Genomic DNA, 17,407 nt, shown 5'->3' with positions numbered 1-17,407 from the left:
GAGGAGCAATGACCTGATGTTTACACTTCTGCTTCGCAAGATGCGAAATACAAAATGGATGGTATTCTGCCTGCTTATCGGCTTCATCATAGCCTCTGCCATGATGAGTACCATACCCATATATATGAACGCTTCACTTCAGCGTATGCTGATAAAGGATATGGAAGCCTTTCAGGAAGAGTATATGATATACCCGGGTGCTTACAATACCTCGCAGGTGTTCCGAAGCGATACGGATACGGCTTCTCAGCTTAAAGCCCTTGAGGAGTATAACGCCCTTACGGATAAACAGTTCAGTGAACTTGGCTTGCCCGATGCAGGGGGTAAAAAGGTCATTCAGGATACCTATCTCTTCTGCAAATCCATATCCGTTGAAGACGGTGGTTCACCCGCAAGACTTACCCTTGGAGGTATGTCGGATATATGCGAACATTCAACCGCCCTATCGGGAAGAATGATGGAAAAAGGCAAACGTCCCGACGGTGTGTTTGAGTGCATGGCTACGGAAAAATCCTTGAAGACCAACGGTCTTGCCCTTGATACCATCTATGAAATAGCAAATATCCTGGACGATCGCGGTTCGATAAAGATAGAGATAGTAGGGCTTATCGACGTTGCCGATGAAAACGACCCCTTCTGGGCTGAGGGCATAGACGAAGCCTATACCGCCGCGGTTTTTACCGACTACGATACCATGCTTGATGAGATGATACCCACGGGTGCGGTAAATATCGCAAAGGCGAACAATAACTATTTCATCGACTATACCAGACTTGACATCGCGGGGCTGAAGACCATCAACAGCAGATACAGCGCCCAGAAAGAAACTTTCAAGAAAAATGATGTGGGCTTCACCATACCCGCAATGGATATCCTCACCGATTATGCAAAGCGTTCATCTCAGCTGACCCTGCTTTTGTGGCTTCTGCAGATACCTGTGATACTTATGATAGTATTCTACCTGTTCATGGTATCAAAGCTGAATATCGAGCAGGAAAAGAACGAGATAGCCGTATTCAAAAGCCGAGGTGCAAGCAATCGTCAGGTGCTGGGGATATATGCGCTGGAATCTCTGGTGCTGGGTGTCATCACGGCTATCGCAGGACCTTTTGCGGGTCTGGGGCTTTGCAGGATACTTGGCGCTTCCAACGGTTTCCTTGAATTCGTCAACCGCCGTGCCATGCCTGTAAAACTCACCCCGGAAGCTTTTCTGTATGCGGCGGCGGCAGTGCTTGTGTTCTTTATGACCACCCTTGTGCCGATAATCCCAGCATCAAGGACTACCATCGTTGAACACAAACGTTCCAAGACAAAGGCCCACAAACTCGCATTATGGGAGAAAATCGGGCTTGATGTGATACTGGCAGGCGGGTCATTTGCATGGCTGTACTACTACAAACGAACTCAGGCAAAACTCCTTGAACTTGGCGTTAAGGACACAACGGCAACTATCAACCCCCTGATGTTCGTGGCTTCCACTGCATTCATACTGGGTCTGGGGCTTTTCCTGATAAGGATATACCCATTGTTTATAAGACTTCTCGGCAGGGCAGGCAACAGATTCTGGTCGCCTGCGCAGTATGTTTCGCTGAATAATATCGGCAGGTCGGCAACAGGCAGAGAGAGATTCCTCATGCTGTTTCTGGTACTCACCGTATCTCTCGGCGTGTTCTTTGCAAATACTGCCCGCGCCCTCAACCGCAACGCCGAAGAGACTGTTGAATACGCAAACGGCGCTGATATCGTACTCACCGAGGAATGGTATTCCAGCAAGACAGAAGCCACCCGCAAAAATGCAGGACGATCTTCCAACATGGGCGGAGGTGTTTCGGGAAAGTCTGCCGACGAAGATGACACCGATACTGCCACAGTCGTCACATACACCGAACCTCTCTTTGAAAGGTTTGAAAATCTCTCAGGCGTAAAAAATGCTGCAAAGGTTTTCAGGCGTGACGGCATTACCATCAAAAGCAGTAAGATGAATGTCGTAAAACGCAAGGCTGAAAAATCTGACGAGAAAAAGCGCGAGGATTTCCTCGATCAGGATATGAACACCAAGTCCTCAAATATCGACAGAAACGTCCGCCTGATGACGGTTCAGCCCGCGAAATTCTCAGAGGTCATAAATTTTGAGCAGAGGCTTCTGCCCACACATATCAACAACTACCTTGAAGCCCTTGCAGAGTACACCCCGGGCGTGATACTCTCATCGTCATTCAAGGATTACGGACTTGAACTGGGTGATACGGTAGAGTGTGAATGGGGGGCGAATGAACCCTTTGATGTGACGGTACTGGCTTTTGTGGACTACTGGCCAAGCCTTGACCCCTATGCGGAAGCAAAAGACGGCAGTTACATGGATTTCGCTGTGATGAATTTCGATTACGTAAATGTCCAGACCAATATGGAACCCTATCAGGTGTGGATAGACCTTGAGGACGATGCCTCGGTGCAGGATTTCTATAATTCCGTAGAAGAAGCCCATATCCGTACCACAGGCATGACCTCCACCAAGCAGGATATCATCACCAAAAAGAACGACCCAATGCTTCAGGGCATGAACGGTGCCCTCACACTGGGATTCATCACCATTATGATAATGTGCATAATCGGATTCCTTATCTACTGGATACTTTCAATAAAAAGCAGGACTTTGCAGTTTGGTATACTCAGGGCAATGGGCATGAAGTACCGCGAGATAATATCCATGATAGTATACGAACAGATACTGGTTTCGGGCGTTGCCATACTAGCGGCGATATTCATAGGCGGTATCACAAGCGAACTTTTTGTACCACTATTCCAGAGTATCCTCGATGTAAGCAGCCGCGTACCGGAATTTGCGGTGATACCTCAGAGAGATGATTACCTGAAACTTTATACTGTCATCGCTGTGATGCTTCTGGTGGGATTCTTAGTTCTCGGAAGACTCATAGGCAGGATAAATATTTCCAAGGCACTGAAACTCGGCGAGGATTAAAAGCTAACCTGCGGACAATGCCAAGGAAGAGAGCTTTGGCTCAAGCCTTTCGCGAAAGACTTGCGGAGAGCTCGAGAGGCAGAGCCTCTCGGTCAAGGCGCAAAAGCGATGCAGGAACAAATCCATAAATAGAACAGCAAACTTCCGATCCAATAGGCGCGGCAATAATCAAAAAATCGAGCGTGGACAAACAAACGTCCACGCTCTTTCTACGTGCGTAAAATTATTGCCGCGCCCGAAATCAACGGCGAAAGCTCGTTGATTTCTCGACCCGTCAGGGGCGACCTGATACCGCAGTTCTGGTGATAAAAGCGCCGCACTCATGCAGTTCATTTAAAAGATAGATGTTTTGAAATTTGAGGCGAAGTTTGTTGGGCTGGTCGATGGTTTGGTTTTGGGACGTAGCTTGGCAGTTTACGCTTGTTTGTTGCTGTTATTCCAGATATCCGAAATTGCTGTCGGAGTTTACAAAGTCGATATTGTAGATACAGATAACGCGGTCTATATCATGACTTTTTACGTATTCGGATACTGTCTCTTCCTCGAAGTGGTAGTATCTCAGATCGATCATGCTTATGTGACCGAACTGGTTACAGAGTTCGGGGAGAACAGCGTTTGCGTAGCTGTCTTTCAGCAGAAGCACTCTTTCATCGGAAGGAGCGCTTGTATCTATCTCGCACAGTGCGAAATTGCCACCCATGATAGATGCGTACTTATCCTTGGTATTCTCGGGGGCTTTTACGAAAAGTCCCTGTTTGGCGGGTATGCCGTCAATTTCTCTGCACTCCGCGGGAACAGCGTGGTCGCCGCCCTTTGAAACGTATTTCACGGTGATATCGTTGCCCTCGTAAGTCACTTGTTTGATGGTATCACTTTTTGCCCATGATGAGGGGGCTTTTGAGTAGAGGGTACCGTAGAAGCCTGTGAGTTCGCGGGTAGTTTTTTCAAAGCTGTTTACAGCAGGAAGACCCATGGTCTGTCTGAGTACGGAATATCCCAGTTCTGCACCCAGAGAAGTCCAGTGATGGTCGGTGCGGTAGTAGCAGTTGCCGCCCTCAGACCGCAGTGCTTCCTCGGGATATGCAAGGGTGATGCGGTCGGAAAGTATCCCGCGAATATGCTCGGCTGTTGCGTGCTGGTCTTCGCACTTGTTCACCGATGGAAGCTTGTCTTTCAGCACACATGAAGCGTTGGGCACAAGCAGGAATGTCACGGGGATATCACTGTCAAGTTCCTCGGCAAAGGTATTTAAGAAAGATATATTCATATCGACCCTTGCGGTATCCTCATGGTAATCCTGTATATAAAAGCCGTCCTCAGCAAGATACACGCCGTTCATATAATTCTTGCCAAGCAGAGAATCTGCTGTGGTCTTCAAAGTGACAAGCTCGTCTTTCAGGAATATCTGGTCGGACATATATTTTTCGATATCCTTGGTGAAGTCCCCTTTTGTCAGCCTTTCAGCGGTGAATTCGGGCACCTGCTGGAGTGTGCGGTTCTCCATCTCGGAGAATTTTCTGTCCGGACTTATTACACCCGCCGATGTCATGCCGAACACAAGAATCAGGAACACTGCCGCCGTGATAATGTGACCGTTATGAGGGAGTGTTTTGTTTTTAGCCTTCTTTTTAGTTTTCTTACTCATTATCAGACCTCACTGCCGTGGAGTTTCATATAAGCTTTCAGGACTGCCATCTGTGTTTTGGCATCGGGGAGTTCATTATCCATTACCATTTGGAAAGCCTTTTTCAGGGGGATCTTTTTGACATCGAGAAACTCACCGTCATCGAGGTGCTGTTCACCGAAGTGCAGACCTCTTGCAAGGAACATATATATTATCTCGGTATCATAAGCAACTGTGGGATAAATACAGCCCAGATATTCAAAGCTGTCAGCGGTGGCGCCCACTTCTTCTTTCAGCTCGCGCCTGCCGCATTCTTCGGGGTCTTCACCGAATTCCAGCTTGCCTGCGGGAACTTCTGTAAGAACCTTGCCGAATGGATAGCGGAACTGCTCCACCATATAAAGCTGCTCATCTTCATCAACTGCGGCTATACATACACCGCCGGGGTGCTTTATGAACTCCCGCACTCCCCTGCTGCCGTCTTCAAGCTCTATCTCATCACGAAAAAGCTTGACAACAATGCCGTCAAATATCTTTTCTGAGGAAAGTTCTTTTTCCTTCTGATACATAAGCTGCCTCCAATAGTTAATCTGCCTTTGCTTCTGCTGTTTTCTTTTCGACCTTATCATCCTTATCAAAGAACCTGCGGTAAACGAGATATCCTGCAAGAGCAACAAAACCGAATATAGTCAGTGCGATACCCTTGGTCTGACCGTCAGCGGAATAGCTGAACACTATCTCACTGTCGCCTGCGGGTACAAGTACTGCCATCATGCCGTAGTTGACTTTCTCGACTTTTACCTCTTCGCCGTTTACCTTAGCCGACCAGCCCTTCTCGTAGGGTATGCTGAAATATACCAGCTTGGGTTCTTCAAGCTTTATCTTGCCTGTAAAACCGTTGGTATCATGGCGGAAGTAATAGCAGCTCTCCGCTTTTCTTTCAGAGCAGTTATTGATATAGTTGTGATAGTTGAGTTCATCATCGGAGAACTCATAGGGCTTGATATAATCGGAGTATACCGCAGCCTGATTGCCGTCAAGTACAAGTGCCTTAGTGAGCATTATGGTCTTTTCGAGCTTTTCATGATCCTTTATTGCTTCATCATCGGTATAGTAATCAAAGGCGAAGCCCATGGGGATATAGTTCTCGTTTTCGTAGATATTGAAGCCGTTCATGGTATCGATGTAGGTGAAGCCCAGAAGCTTTGGAACGGTCTCAGACTTGGGATTCTCGGTCTCGCCGCTTCTCTGCTTATCGGTGAGTTCATCAAAGTAATATCTTACGGAATTCAGGGATCTGAGTGGATAATACTCGGGTTCCATACGAGTAGCAACGTCTCTCTGCTGATCTATCTCGGCATAGAAATCCATTATCGCGGGATCGACACAGCTGTGGAAACATCTCATGGAGGAAAGATCCCAGAACATACACCAGTTATCAACGCTGTCAGAGGTATCTATACGGTAGAAATCGCTGTCCTCGCCGCCGTATGCAAATTCGGCATCAAGCTTGGCAGTGTCGATATTCTTGCCGCCGTTTATGGCTCTTTCGATATAATCTGCATTGTCGTTGCCCTGCTTTACGCCGTACCAAACCTCGGAGGAATTGCATACCACGCAGGCAACAGCTGTCATGCCAACTGCAACTGTTGTAAATCTCTTTCCTCGGGGGATAAAGTATATCAGTGCACAGAGTGCAACTATCATACCTACGGTAACGCCTACCTGGATATAGTAGAGTTCAGGATACTGTGCCAGCTTGCCGTAGACTATCTCCTTGCCCTCATACTTGGGAAGAAGTCCAACTGCGAGGAAGCCTATACCTGCGATAGCTGTGGGCAGGAAGCCCTTTTTCAGCTGGTCGGGGTCTTCTTCAAGTACCTTTGCGGTCATGAGTGCGAATATCAATATGGGGTGATAGTACCATCTTGCATAGTAGGATGAGTTGAACAGCATGAATGCGGAGTTCAGTATAGGCACACAAGCCATTATAACGAATACTATCACAGACCAGCCCAGCCAGTCGCGCTTTTTGCGGGTACGCATATAGGCGATAACACCGCACATTGAGAACAGGGGAAGATATCCTGCCAGAGAAGCCCATCTCGCGCTGTCAACATCAAAGATATTCACGCGGGCAGGCATATCTGAAAGAGTGAAGAACGCCTGGAATATTCTGGCAATACGTGCCTTATCGTTATAAAGGATATAGTCAAGACCTACCATGCGCTCGTTTACGCGGTAGTTGTTCATTACCATCAGCACCGAGGGCAGAAGTATGATGCAGGACATTGCAAGACCGATAACAGCCTCAACACCCAGATAGATGAATTTCTTGAGGGTGATATCGAAGTCTTTTTCGATACATCTGAGGAAGAAGTATATAACAGTGAATACCACAGCGCTTACAAAGAAGAAGTAGCTGATTGTCGCTGTGATTGCTACCGCAATGGCGAATGCACCCTTTTTGTTTTCCTGCACCAGAAGTTCAAAAGCAAGGAGCAGGAGCGGGAAAAATGCGGTCGCATCATGGAAATGGTTGAAGAATATATTATAGGTCTGGAAACCCGAGAATGCATAAAGCAATCCGCCGATGACAGCACAGTTCTTATTGTTTATAAACCTGCGGAGGTATGCATAGGCGCATATACCTGCAACGCCTGTCTTTATGGCAAGCAGCCATGGCATCAGGTAAACTGTTGAACCTACGGGGAACAGGGTGGTCAGCCAGAAGAACGGCGAACCCAGCAGGTAGAAGGAATAAGTGCTGACAAATCCCGAGCCGAGGTCGGTGCCCCAGTCCCAGCCGAGATTGCCTTCCTTGACCATCTGCTGTGCGTGCTTATAGAACATCAGCTGCTGTGAGTTGAAATCACCGTAATACATAAATATACCGTGGTTGCGTATCATCGCAGGCAGGAAGCCTATCATCATTCCCACAAATGCCAGTATAAACAGCAGAAGATATTTTTCTTTCTCCCTGCCCTCGGGCGGTTTTAGTTTGCTTTTGAACATCTGAGAATTTTCCTTTCCTTTATATATTTTTTACGTGGTTATCCCGCTGACACACCATAAAAACAACAGTTTTACAGAATTTAAGGTGCTTGTCGCATCTCTTTCCCCGCCTACGGCGCGGAAGAGAGGTGTGCTAAAGGGATAGTCATATTTTTAATATAATTAACGTATCGCATACAAATTTTATTATAACACAACCGCAGTAAGTTTGCAATATTTTTTTTAACAAAACTTACCCGTGCAAAGAGGCGTATATCGGCAAAATAGGCACCAAACAGGTGATCTCGGTCATATCGAGACATAAGCAGGCACAAAAAAAGCGCCGCCATACAGGCTGCGCTTTTTACGGGAATGACCCGATATTAACAATATCAGTTAAATCAGAACTGTTCCTCTTTCATCTTTGCAAAGCACTCGCTGCAGTATACAGGTCTGTCCTCACGGGGCTTGAAAGGAATAGTAGCCTCTTTACCACAAGCTGCACATACAGCTGTGAAGGTCTGTCTTTCAGCTCTGCCTGCCTGCTTTCTTGCATCTCTGCAAGCCTTGCATCTCTGGGGCTCATTGGTGAAGCCTTTCTCAGCATAGAACTCCTGCTCGCCGGCAGTAAAGATGAACTCGTTTCCGCAATCTTTGCAAACTAATGTCTTGTCCTCGTACATTTTCTCTTACCTCGATCTTAAAAATAGTAATTGTCCCGCTGCCGACGGATTTGCACCGTCACGATCGTGTCCGCTCACCGTGAGCAGCGCAGCGTTATCTGAATATCCCACGCAGTTTTTTTCTGACCCTCTGCATGGTATTGTTGACAGATTTCTCGCTGATATCCAGCTTTTCAGATATCTGTCTGTAAGAATGTCCCGCCAGGAAAAGCCGGAGCACCTGCCATTCGCGCTCGGAAAGTTCATCGGCGATACGATCGTAGAGCCCGTCATGCTCGGCTTTCGCTATCACCGCATTATCGGGGATATCCTCATCGTTTCCACTGATATCCTCTTCGATCTCCTCAGTGGATATCCTTTCCTCTCCGCTGTATCTGCTGTCCTTCATAATATATGACAGCATACTGTGCCTTATGCAGACCCCTGCATACGCCGCAAAACCCGCCCCTCTGTCGGGACGATAGCTGTTCACCGCACGCAGCAGTGACATCATGCCCTCCTGAACCAGATCTTTGACGATCTGTTCGCGTCCCGCCCTTGGTGCAAGACCCGTAGCCATACGCTCGGCTGTGCCCATATACCTGTATAAAAGCGCACTAAGCGCAGCCTTGTCACTTCCCGAGAGCTTTGCAAGCTCTTCATCGCTAAACTTTTCGTAATCCTTAAACATGACTGCTATACACCTGCGAACCGCCTTATACTGTGGTACATTCCAACGTAAACATATCATAACATTTTCTACACAATAAGTCAAGAGAATGAATTAAATTATTTTTTGTTTTTGAATTTTTTGTAACAACGTACATATTTCACACAAAAATATTGGCAATATACACCACAGAAAAAATGACAATTATCAAAAAAAGTCTGCTTTTTTTCGGCAGACTTTTTGGTTTGAGGTTGGATTTTAGCGGGTCATGCGCGCTTGCTGTACAAGTGTTGAGAACATATTTATAATGATAAAATACTTTGATAGTAGATATCTTATCATCTATATTATGCATAACTATCCAGAAATGCTCAGTACGAAAACTAATTAAACCAGACTCTCCTTTATCCGAGAAATCTTCACCCATTATCTCTTTGACATCAGAAAATGGTGTACCTATAGTTACTCCATTGATACTGAATGGGATATCAGGGTAATCTTCCCTAACATTATGTGAGGTTTCGGATTCACAAGCTTCAAAATAAATGGAACTAATCTTGTTGGATTCCTCTTTAGCGACTTGCCCGACATTATAACCGCAGTAGTTGAGTTCATATGTTGTACTGCCTTTTTCTTTTAATCTTTTGTCAGACTCTTCATCAGGCACAATCTCAAACCCATCACCAAGATCATCTTCTGTGCATGGCAGTTCCAGATTTTTGCCGTTGATGTAAATAACATCTTTGATGGTTTCGTCTGTCCACCCGCCCTCTGGTACAGGCACAGGGTCAGGCATGGATACCGTACTTGCGGTGCTTTGTGTTTCGGTGGCAGAAGCTGTGCTTTCTGATTTTTCGGGCTTTTCTGTTTTATCCGAATTTGTGCAGGCTGATGCGCACATCATCATGAATGATGTCAGTATAACAGCCATAAATTTGAATTTCATTTTATTTTCCTTTCTGATATTCATCCATTCACGGAGATGCGCGGCACGCGGGCAGTTATATCGCAGGTGACTTCGTAGCCGATAGTGCCTGTAAGGGCGGCTATGGTATCGGCGTTAATCTCGGAGTTCATCAGTATAACTTCGTCACCGGGAGTGACATCGGGGATATCCGTTACGTCGCACATGAACTGATCCATGCATACTCTGCCGCAGATACGGCATTTTTTGCCGCGGATAATGACTTCGCCCTTATTGGAGAGCGCTCTGGGGTAGCCGTCGGCATATCCAGCAGTGACGGTGGCAAGCTTGATGCGCTTATCGCTGACGAAAGTTCTGCCATAGCTGACAGCTGTTCCCTCGTCTATCCATTTCACCTGAGAGACCACTGCTTTGAGGGTCATTACGGGCTTTGGCTTGAAAGGCAGGGGCTTGGCGGGGTCGGGGTAAAGTCCGTAGAGGATTATTCCGAGCCGTGCGAGGGAGCTTCCCTCTCCGTAACCGTAGGCACCGCCTGCGGAATTCTTTATATGGGCGTGTTTCAGATGTATGCCTTTTTCTTCCAGCAGTTCTTTGACTTTGAAGAATCTATCCGACTGCATACGGGTGTACTCCTCATCGGAATCGTGTATACCATCAGCAGAGGAAAAGTGAGTGAAAATGCCTTCAAGGGCGATATTCGGCAGTTTGGAAATTTCAGCCAGTTCATCTGCCTGCTCTTCGGCTGTGCCGTGAACGCCTATGCGGGTCATGCCTGTATCGACAGCACCGTGGAGACGAACAGTGTCTTTCGCGTTGACGCTGAGTGCCTGAGCGTAGGAAAGCTCGGTACAAGCCTGTATAATATCGTATGAAGCAAGCTCGGTGGCAAATTCAGGGGGAGTATAGCCGAGTATGAGGATATCACCCTTAATGCCCATATCTCTCAGGCGTATGCCCTCGATAAGATTTGATACGGCAAAATATTTCACGCCGAAATTCTTTTGTAGATAAGGCACGATAAGGTCATCGCCATGACCGTAGCATGAGGCTTTTACCACGCACATAAGCTCGGTATCCTCGGGGAGCAGTTTTTTATATTCGCAAAGATTATAGCCCACTGCCGAAAGATCTGTCTCAGCCCAGCAGCGCTTCAAAAATTTCATGTACAAGACTTCCTTTTTAAAATGTGATATTATGATTATACTCCCTCAGGGAGGTTTTGTCAACAAAAAAGCTGCCCCGCAGGACAGCTTTTGTGATTGAAAATTATTCCTTGGCAGTATCAGCCTTTGCAGCTTCGATCTTAGCAAGAGCCTCGGGAGTAGCACCTGCGGTCAGCAGATCGCGAATCTCGGTGAGGAGCTTTTCCTCAGCAGAAGGCTCAGCAGCTGCTTCCTCTTCTTCCTCTTTCTTCTTAGCAAGAGCAGCAGCCTTTGAAACTGCACCATTTATAGCTTTGAGAAGCAGGAAAAGAACAAGTGCGATGATAAGGAAATTGAGTATCGCGGAAATGAATGCGCCGTAATCAAAGGATACACCGCGGATCTTGAAAGAACCGCCGACGATCTGAGGATTGCCTTCCTCATCATACTTCACACCGCCTGTGATAACAGCGATAAGGGGGTTGATAAAGCAGCTGGTGAGTGCAGTAACGATAGCACTGAAAGCGCCACCGATGATGACACCGATCGCCATATCCATAACGTTGCCCTTGAGTGCGAATGCCTTGAATTCTGTCATAAATTTCTTAAACATACTTCTACACGTCCTTTCGGAAATTTTATCTATTATTATAATATCACATCAAAGTCTTGAAGTCAAGGAAAAATCAGCTAAATATTCTTATAATTCAAAATATTTTTCAGAAATAACGTTGATGGTGCGAAAAAAATATGCTCTCTTTAAAATAGTATACCTATTGCAAAAATGAAATTAAAATGTAAACATTTTATGAAACCACTTGCAATTCTCGGAAAGGTGTGCTATAATAAATAAGCTGTCAGGGACAAGGGCAGTAAAGATGTAACGAATATCGATCAATGGGGTATAGCCAAGCGGTAAGGCAACGGACTTTGACTCCGTCATTCGATGGTTCGAATCCATCTATCCCAACCATACTGGGGCGTCGCCAAGCGGTAAGGCAACGGACTCTGACTCCGTCACTCCGAAGGTTCGAATCCTTCCGCCCCAACTGTTTCCCTCACTCTGACGGGTGAGGGAATTTTTATTATAATCGTCCGTATTATACATTGGTGCGGCTGCCGATGGGTGCCGCTGATATCTGAAGCAAAAAAGTCAAATATTGCTATTTAACAAAATTCAATATAAAGATTTGACCAAATTTTTTAGAAATTTATAGTGATTATACTAAAAAATATAAACCCAAATGGTAAATATTATTGTTAAATTGCTATTGACATATGCTGTAAAGTGTGATATAATGTGGACAAATCCGAACAGGAGACGTTCTGTTTGGCTTGTAATACCGTTGTAAATACTATTGAAGCAGCTGCTGAAAGAACTTGCACGAACTAAAGTTAATACAATGTTAACAAAATGTTCAACAATAGTATCTATATCTGTATTATAATTAAAAACACCGAGTTAATTATATAGCCATACTTTGTTCTGTTGGACGGGCTTTGTTTCTGTCTGGCGGCTGACATCGAATGGGTATGATTAAACAATAAAATTTCAAATTATTAATTTTGGGAGGAATTTTTTATGAACAAGAAGTTATTTGCACTTCTCACTTCTGCAGCTGTAGTAGTTGCTTGCGCACCTGCTGTATTTGCTGAGGCTAATGAGGCTACTAACGACGTTACTGCTACTCTGGAGTTTGGTGCTCCTGCAACTGTAGCTGAGGGTGAAGAGGCTACTATCGACGTATATCTCACCAGCAGCATCCAGCTCTGCGGCGTACAGTTCAATTTCGACGTTGAGAACGGCGAGATCGTTGACTTCGTATTTGACGAGGCTACAATCAAGGATCTTGGTTTTGATGACTGGGGCTTCACTAAGGAGCAGTCTGAAGACTTCAAGGCTCAGGGTTACGAGGATTATGCTGTAATGGCAGTTGACACAAGCTTCGATGAGAACACTGTACCTTCTAAGACTAAGATCGGTACTCTGACTGTTAAGGGTCTCAAGGAAGGCGACGTTATCTCCATCAATACTAAGAACAACCTCGGTAACTATGACTACGGCGATGCTGAAGCAGCTTGGACAACCACTCCTGCTTCTGTAACTGTAGAGGCTGCTGCTGAGTCTACTGTTGAGTCCACTGTTGAGTCTACTACTGAGTCCACTGTTGATTCTACTGTATCCAGCGAGTCCACTGTTTCCAGCGAGTCTACTGTTTCCAGCGAGTCTTCCAAGGCTACTACCAACACTTCTTCTAAGGCTACTAACGGTACTACAAACAACACCAACACCGGTGCTGCTTCCACCGCTGCTGTAGCTCTGGCTGCATCTGCTGCTGCTCTGGTAGTTATCTCTAAGAAGAGAAAGTAATTTAAGCGACTTAAAGTCAATTAAATAGCATTTATTACGGCAGAGTCTTTTGACTCTGCCGTTTTTTGTTGACTTTAACAGCAAGTTGGTGTATAATCGTATTGGGAGGTGCAGATATGAGATACAGGATATTTTGCCTGATGACTATAGTTGCGGTGATATTCACCATGACAGGATGTGGCAGGACTAAGGATACAAAAGATGAGTCCCTATACGATCTGATAATTGAGGACAGCAGTTCTTCTGATGTTGTTGAGAAAACAATAGAAAGCATTGCACAGGTTGAAAGTTCAGCCGAAAACGAGATAGAGGAAGGATCTTCTGCAGTAGAAACGGAAGCTTCTGTCAGTGAAGATAGTATCAGCGATAATAACGAGTACACTGAGTACTGGTTCAGGACTAAGAAACAGCGTGACCAGCACTACGAAAAACACGGTATCGAAATGGGCTTTGCTAATGCTGACGAGTACCGCAAGGCGGCGTCCGACGTTGTCAACGACCCTAATGCGCTCCACAAGACCGAGAAAGAGGACGGCGACGATGTGTACTACATCGAAGATACCAACGAGTTCGTCGTCGTTTCAAAGGACGGATATCTGAGAACGTACTTCAATCCCGACAAGGGCAAGGATTATTATGACAGGCAATAATGTTAACATATTGTAAACACAGCTTTCCTGATATTGACAATCGGGAAGCAATGGCGTATAATATCCATAAGATTTTGTGAGCAGACAAGTTCACTAAAAAAAGAAAGGTTGACCCGTAATGACTCTTATCACCGTATTCGCAGTCTTTACATACTTCTTCTTTAGCTTTAGCCGATTTTTTGGCTATAAGCTTATTTGTCGTGGTATGAAAGCTATGCGGACGGGTGTACAGCAGTTTATGGGCTGACAATATATCCATTCAGGTCACAGACCGTGCTTTCGTATTACGAGAGCACGGTTTTTTTGATGCAGTTTTTCTGACAATATATTCAAGAAATTTCAAGTTTTTTACAGGAGGAATCATTATGGTTATCGTATTAAAAGACAGCGCCAACAAAAAGCAGATAGAGGAACTTATGGAATGGCTAACAAGGTTCGATGTGAAATCAAATCTTGTGGAGGGCGTACACTCGAAGATAATCGGTCTTATCGGCGATACAACGGCGGTGGATATCGAATCGGTGCAGGCCAAGGAGATAGTTGACACTGTCAAGCGTGTGCAGGAACCCTACAAAAACGCCAACAGACGTTTCCACCCGCTGGACACTGTGATAGATGTCCGCGGCAGAAAACTGGGGGGCGACCGCTTGCAGGTGATCGCGGGTCCCTGCTCCGTTGAGACCGAGGAACAGACTATCAAGACCGCTATTGCCGTCAAGGAAGCAGGTGCCACAATGCTTCGCGGCGGCGCATTCAAGCCAAGAACTTCGCCTTACGCTTTCCAGGGTCTTGGCAAGGAGGGCATTGATATCCTTAAAAAAGCAAGAGCTGAGACAGGTCTGCCCATTGTCACCGAGATAATGGACGTCAGCGATATCGACCTTTTCGACGATGTTGATATCATTCAGGTGGGTGCGAGAAATTCCCAGAACTTCACACTGCTGAAAGCCCTCGGCAGGCTGAACAAGCCTATACTGCTGAAACGTGGTCTTTCTGGTACTTTGCAGGAACTGCTGATGTCGGCTGAGTACATCATGAGCGAGGGCAACAGTCAGGTGATACTCTGCGAGCGCGGCATACGCACCTATGAGACCGCCACCCGCAACACCCTCGACCTTGCAAGTGTACCTCTGCTGAAACAGAAGACACATCTGCCTGTTACCGTTGACCCCAGCCATGCGACAGGTATCGCTTCACTGGTAGAGCCCTGTTCTCTCGGCGCGGTGGCAATGGGCTGTCACGCACTGGAAATAGAGGTACACATCGACCCCGAACACGCATGGAGCGATGGCGCACAGTCACTGACCCCCGAAAAATTCAAGGCGTTAATGAATAAAATACGCGCTATGGCTGAATTCTGCGGAAGACCTGTTGACGCTGATTGACGAAAGCTCCGCATTGTGGTATAATCAAAGTGATAGGTTCAGCTAAGCGCAATTCCTTGAACGACATCCAAACATTGATATTGAAATAATTCATAATAATAACATACGAATTAAGTAGTGAGGGATTAATATGTACATAGATAACAACTATTTTGAAGAAAAACAAACTACGATCGATTCAATTGAACATTATTTTACAAGATACCCTATAGATAAAGCTAATATTGCAAGAATGTACTCGGAAGAAGTTTTAGGAGTTGCAGATACTGAACAACTGATTATTGCAGAAATCATTTTTTATCATGCGATGTGGAAAAAGGCGGGAGGACTTCCGGTATATGACATTGAAATAATTAAAAAACTTACCAATGAAATCATAAAATCCAACCAATCTTTTACTCATTTAAATGCTGATGAATATAACGATTTTATCAAAATGGTTAAAGAATTTAGTGAGAGTAAAATAGAGATATTTGAGGATAACAGTTGATCTTTTTGTTTTCAAAAAATATTGTTCCGAAGTGATGGTGTTAAACTACCAACTAATGCTACAGGAGGGCTTCACATGGAGATAATCGCAAGGATACACACCGACCTGCCTACGAAATTCGGGTTGCCGCGGCAAAGCGGTCTGGTTGATGAACTGGAAGGTCTGGTGGTGTTTGAGCCGAAATACCGAGAACCCGAAGCACTTCGGGGGATAGAGGGATTCTCGCACCTGTGGCTGATATGGGAATTTTCCGAGGCAAAGCGTGATAGCTGGTCGCCTACGGTACGTCCGCCGAGATTAGGGGGAAACAAGCGAATGGGCGTATTTGCTACACGATCACCTTTCCGCCCGAACCCCATCGGACTTTCATGCGTGAAACTTCTCGGAGTTGAAAAAACAGCAGATCAAGGGCTTGCCCTGAGGGTAGGCGGTGCCGATCTGATGGACGGCACGCCGATACTGGATATCAAGCCATATCTTCCCCTTGCTGACTGCCGCCCCGAAGCGACAGGCGGTTTTGCGGTGGAAAAGGCTGGTTATTCAGTAAAAGTAGACTTCCCTGCCGAACTTTTGGAGAAAGTACCCGAAAGCAAGCGGACAGCGTTGAAAGCAATACTTGCCCAGGACCCTCGCCCCGCTTATCAGAACGACCCCGAGAGGGTATACGGTTTCGGGTATGCGGGACTTGAAGTGCGTTTTCGGGTATCGGGTGACAGGCTTGAAGTCGTCGAAATCGAAGAAACGTGATATTAACATACACAGCAAAAGGCAGCACCAAGCAGTGCTGCCTTTTGTCATTGTTCGATCTGTTTGCCGAGAAACATGGCTGCCGCCTTGCAAAGCATCGCCTGATCGTCGGTAACATGGCGATCATCCTTGCCCCCGAGGAATGCCACCGCGCCTGTGATATCTCCCCCCGATATTATAGGCGCGACTGCCAGCGCATGAGTATCAACGCCATCAACGGGCTGAAATTCAGCTGACCCATTGCGGTACTCATATCCGCTGCGTGTCTCCAGCATATCCTCCAGCGCCTGAGAAAGTCTGCGCTGTGAGTACTCCTTTTTCGGAACTCCCGACACTGCCACAACGTGATCTTTATCAAATATCACAGCGGGCGCTCCTCCAAGTTTCGATATGACCTCCGCCGCCTGCAAAGCGCCATCGGATAGCTCATTTATCGGGGAATACTTTTTGAATATTACTTCACCGTCGGGGTTGGTGTAGATTTCTAGCGGGTCGCCTTCACGTATCCTCATAGTCCTGCGTATTTCTTTCGGTATGACTACCCTGCCGAGGTCGTCAATGCGTCTTACTATTCCTGTTGCTTTCATTTTGTTCCTCCGTTCTTGTTTTTTGTGGGAATAGTTTGCGCAGATTTTGTATGTTTATGCGTTTCAGGGATATAATGGTTCTGAAATGGTATTCTTTGATCTTTGACGTAAAATCGCTGATCTCATTCTGATCGTACTTAACTAACTTTATCTGCTTGTTTTCAAACCCTTCGCGTTTTT

The 17,407-nt window shown here is 46.0% G+C and carries 15 protein-coding genes and 2 tRNA genes; 8 read left to right on the top strand and 9 right to left on the bottom strand.

Annotated features, from left to right (window positions below):
* Positions 1 to 16 precede the first annotated feature (16 nt).
* Positions 17 to 2,980 carry an ABC transporter permease gene (locus N773_RS0114025; RefSeq protein ID WP_024858372.1) on the top strand — a complete coding sequence of 988 codons (2,964 nt, stop codon included), beginning with the start codon at positions 17 to 19 and terminating at the stop codon, positions 2,978 to 2,980.
* Between the two features lie 433 nt (positions 2,981 to 3,413).
* On the opposite strand, the gene N773_RS0114020 is transcribed toward N773_RS0114025, so the two are convergent.
* The 8 genes from N773_RS0114020 to mscL all read right to left on the bottom strand — a co-directional run bounded on the left by N773_RS0114020 (position 3,414) and on the right by mscL (position 11,610).
* Positions 3,414 to 4,625 (bottom strand): DHHW family protein, encoded by a 1,212-nt coding sequence (locus N773_RS0114020; RefSeq protein ID WP_024858371.1) that lies wholly within the window; start codon positions 4,623 to 4,625, stop codon positions 3,414 to 3,416.
* A gap of 2 nt (positions 4,626 to 4,627) precedes the next feature.
* Complete coding sequence (locus N773_RS0114015) at positions 4,628 to 5,173, bottom strand: NUDIX domain-containing protein (RefSeq protein WP_024858370.1); 546 nt, start codon at positions 5,171 to 5,173, stop codon at positions 4,628 to 4,630.
* Positions 5,174 to 5,189: 16 nt separating this feature from the next.
* Positions 5,190 to 7,619: a YfhO family protein gene (locus N773_RS0114010; RefSeq protein ID WP_024858369.1), complete on the bottom strand. Its 2,430-nt coding sequence runs from the start codon at positions 7,617 to 7,619 to the stop codon at positions 5,190 to 5,192.
* A gap of 380 nt (positions 7,620 to 7,999) precedes the next feature.
* Positions 8,000 to 8,281, bottom strand: a complete 282-nt coding sequence (locus tag N773_RS0114005; RefSeq protein ID WP_024858368.1) for a zinc-ribbon domain containing protein — start codon at positions 8,279 to 8,281, stop codon at positions 8,000 to 8,002.
* Between the two features lie 94 nt (positions 8,282 to 8,375).
* Positions 8,376 to 8,951 carry a sigma-70 family RNA polymerase sigma factor gene (locus N773_RS0114000; protein WP_024858367.1) on the bottom strand — a complete coding sequence of 192 codons (576 nt, stop codon included), beginning with the start codon at positions 8,949 to 8,951 and terminating at the stop codon, positions 8,376 to 8,378.
* A gap of 139 nt (positions 8,952 to 9,090) precedes the next feature.
* The gene (locus N773_RS0113995) at positions 9,091 to 9,876 is read right to left on the bottom strand and encodes a hypothetical protein (protein WP_024858366.1); all 786 of its coding nucleotides are present in this window, start codon (positions 9,874 to 9,876) and stop codon (positions 9,091 to 9,093) included.
* 20 nt (positions 9,877 to 9,896) lie between these two features.
* A complete protein-coding gene (gene alr, locus N773_RS0113990; RefSeq protein WP_024858365.1) occupies positions 9,897 to 11,018 on the bottom strand; it encodes an alanine racemase in 1,122 nt (373 codons plus the stop codon).
* 103 nt (positions 11,019 to 11,121) lie between these two features.
* Positions 11,122 to 11,610 (bottom strand): large conductance mechanosensitive channel protein MscL, encoded by a 489-nt coding sequence (gene mscL / locus N773_RS0113985; protein WP_024858364.1) that lies wholly within the window; start codon positions 11,608 to 11,610, stop codon positions 11,122 to 11,124.
* 285 nt (positions 11,611 to 11,895) lie between these two features.
* Between mscL and N773_RS0113980 the strand changes: the two genes are divergently transcribed.
* The 7 genes from N773_RS0113980 (at position 11,896) to tsaA (ending at position 16,640) form a co-directional block, all read left to right on the top strand.
* Positions 11,896 to 11,970 (top strand) — tRNA-Gln (locus N773_RS0113980).
* Between the two features lie 3 nt (positions 11,971 to 11,973).
* Positions 11,974 to 12,046, top strand: a tRNA-Gln gene (locus N773_RS0113975).
* 533 nt (positions 12,047 to 12,579) lie between these two features.
* The gene (locus N773_RS0113970) at positions 12,580 to 13,368 is read left to right on the top strand and encodes a hypothetical protein (protein ID WP_024858363.1); all 789 of its coding nucleotides are present in this window, start codon (positions 12,580 to 12,582) and stop codon (positions 13,366 to 13,368) included.
* A 116-nt stretch (positions 13,369 to 13,484) separates the two neighbouring features.
* Positions 13,485 to 14,018, top strand: a complete 534-nt coding sequence (locus N773_RS21355) for a hypothetical protein (protein WP_024858362.1) — start codon at positions 13,485 to 13,487, stop codon at positions 14,016 to 14,018.
* A gap of 365 nt (positions 14,019 to 14,383) precedes the next feature.
* Entirely contained in the window at positions 14,384 to 15,403 is a 1,020-nt protein-coding gene (gene aroF / locus N773_RS0113960) for a 3-deoxy-7-phosphoheptulonate synthase (protein ID WP_024858361.1), read from the top strand.
* A gap of 130 nt (positions 15,404 to 15,533) precedes the next feature.
* A complete protein-coding gene (locus tag N773_RS0113955; protein WP_024858360.1) occupies positions 15,534 to 15,893 on the top strand; it encodes a hypothetical protein in 360 nt (119 codons plus the stop codon).
* Positions 15,894 to 15,968: 75 nt separating this feature from the next.
* Positions 15,969 to 16,640, top strand: coding sequence for a tRNA (N6-threonylcarbamoyladenosine(37)-N6)-methyltransferase TrmO (gene tsaA / locus N773_RS0113950; protein ID WP_024858359.1), 672 nt, complete (start codon positions 15,969 to 15,971; stop codon positions 16,638 to 16,640).
* Between the two features lie 47 nt (positions 16,641 to 16,687).
* On the opposite strand, the gene N773_RS0113945 is transcribed toward tsaA, so the two are convergent.
* Positions 16,688 to 17,227 (bottom strand): stage V sporulation T C-terminal domain-containing protein, encoded by a 540-nt coding sequence (locus N773_RS0113945; protein WP_024858358.1) that lies wholly within the window; start codon positions 17,225 to 17,227, stop codon positions 16,688 to 16,690.
* Between the last annotated feature and the right edge of the window lie 180 nt (positions 17,228 to 17,407).

The sequence above is a fragment of the Ruminococcus albus AD2013 genome, from assembly GCF_000526775.1.
Classification (GTDB): domain Bacteria; phylum Bacillota; class Clostridia; order Oscillospirales; family Ruminococcaceae; genus Hominimerdicola; species Hominimerdicola alba_A.
This window is presented reverse-complemented; position numbering and strand designations above follow the sequence as displayed.

Excerpts from the sequence above, each read along its gene's own strand:
- alr (WP_024858365.1), bottom strand. The coding sequence starts at position 11,018 with ATGAAATTTTTGAAGCGCTGCTGGGCTGAGACAGATCTTTCGGCAGTG.
- N773_RS0114025 (WP_024858372.1), top strand. The coding sequence starts at position 17 with ATGTTTACACTTCTGCTTCGCAAGATGCGAAATACAAAATGGATGGTA.
- N773_RS0114010 (WP_024858369.1), bottom strand. The coding sequence starts at position 7,619 with ATGTTCAAAAGCAAACTAAAACCGCCCGAGGGCAGGGAGAAAGAAAAA.
- N773_RS21355 (WP_024858362.1), top strand. The coding sequence starts at position 13,485 with ATGAGATACAGGATATTTTGCCTGATGACTATAGTTGCGGTGATATTC.
- N773_RS0114005 (WP_024858368.1), bottom strand. The coding sequence starts at position 8,281 with ATGTACGAGGACAAGACATTAGTTTGCAAAGATTGCGGAAACGAGTTC.
- N773_RS0114015 (WP_024858370.1), bottom strand. The coding sequence starts at position 5,173 with ATGTATCAGAAGGAAAAAGAACTTTCCTCAGAAAAGATATTTGACGGC.
- N773_RS0114000 (WP_024858367.1), bottom strand. The coding sequence starts at position 8,951 with ATGTTTAAGGATTACGAAAAGTTTAGCGATGAAGAGCTTGCAAAGCTC.
- mscL (WP_024858364.1), bottom strand. The coding sequence starts at position 11,610 with ATGTTTAAGAAATTTATGACAGAATTCAAGGCATTCGCACTCAAGGGC.
- N773_RS0114020 (WP_024858371.1), bottom strand. The coding sequence starts at position 4,625 with ATGAGTAAGAAAACTAAAAAGAAGGCTAAAAACAAAACACTCCCTCAT.
- N773_RS0113955 (WP_024858360.1), top strand. The coding sequence starts at position 15,534 with ATGTACATAGATAACAACTATTTTGAAGAAAAACAAACTACGATCGAT.
- N773_RS0113945 (WP_024858358.1), bottom strand. The coding sequence starts at position 17,227 with ATGAAAGCAACAGGAATAGTAAGACGCATTGACGACCTCGGCAGGGTA.
- tsaA (WP_024858359.1), top strand. The coding sequence starts at position 15,969 with ATGGAGATAATCGCAAGGATACACACCGACCTGCCTACGAAATTCGGG.
- N773_RS0113995 (WP_024858366.1), bottom strand. The coding sequence starts at position 9,876 with ATGAAATTCAAATTTATGGCTGTTATACTGACATCATTCATGATGATG.
- aroF (WP_024858361.1), top strand. The coding sequence starts at position 14,384 with ATGGTTATCGTATTAAAAGACAGCGCCAACAAAAAGCAGATAGAGGAA.
- N773_RS0113970 (WP_024858363.1), top strand. The coding sequence starts at position 12,580 with ATGAACAAGAAGTTATTTGCACTTCTCACTTCTGCAGCTGTAGTAGTT.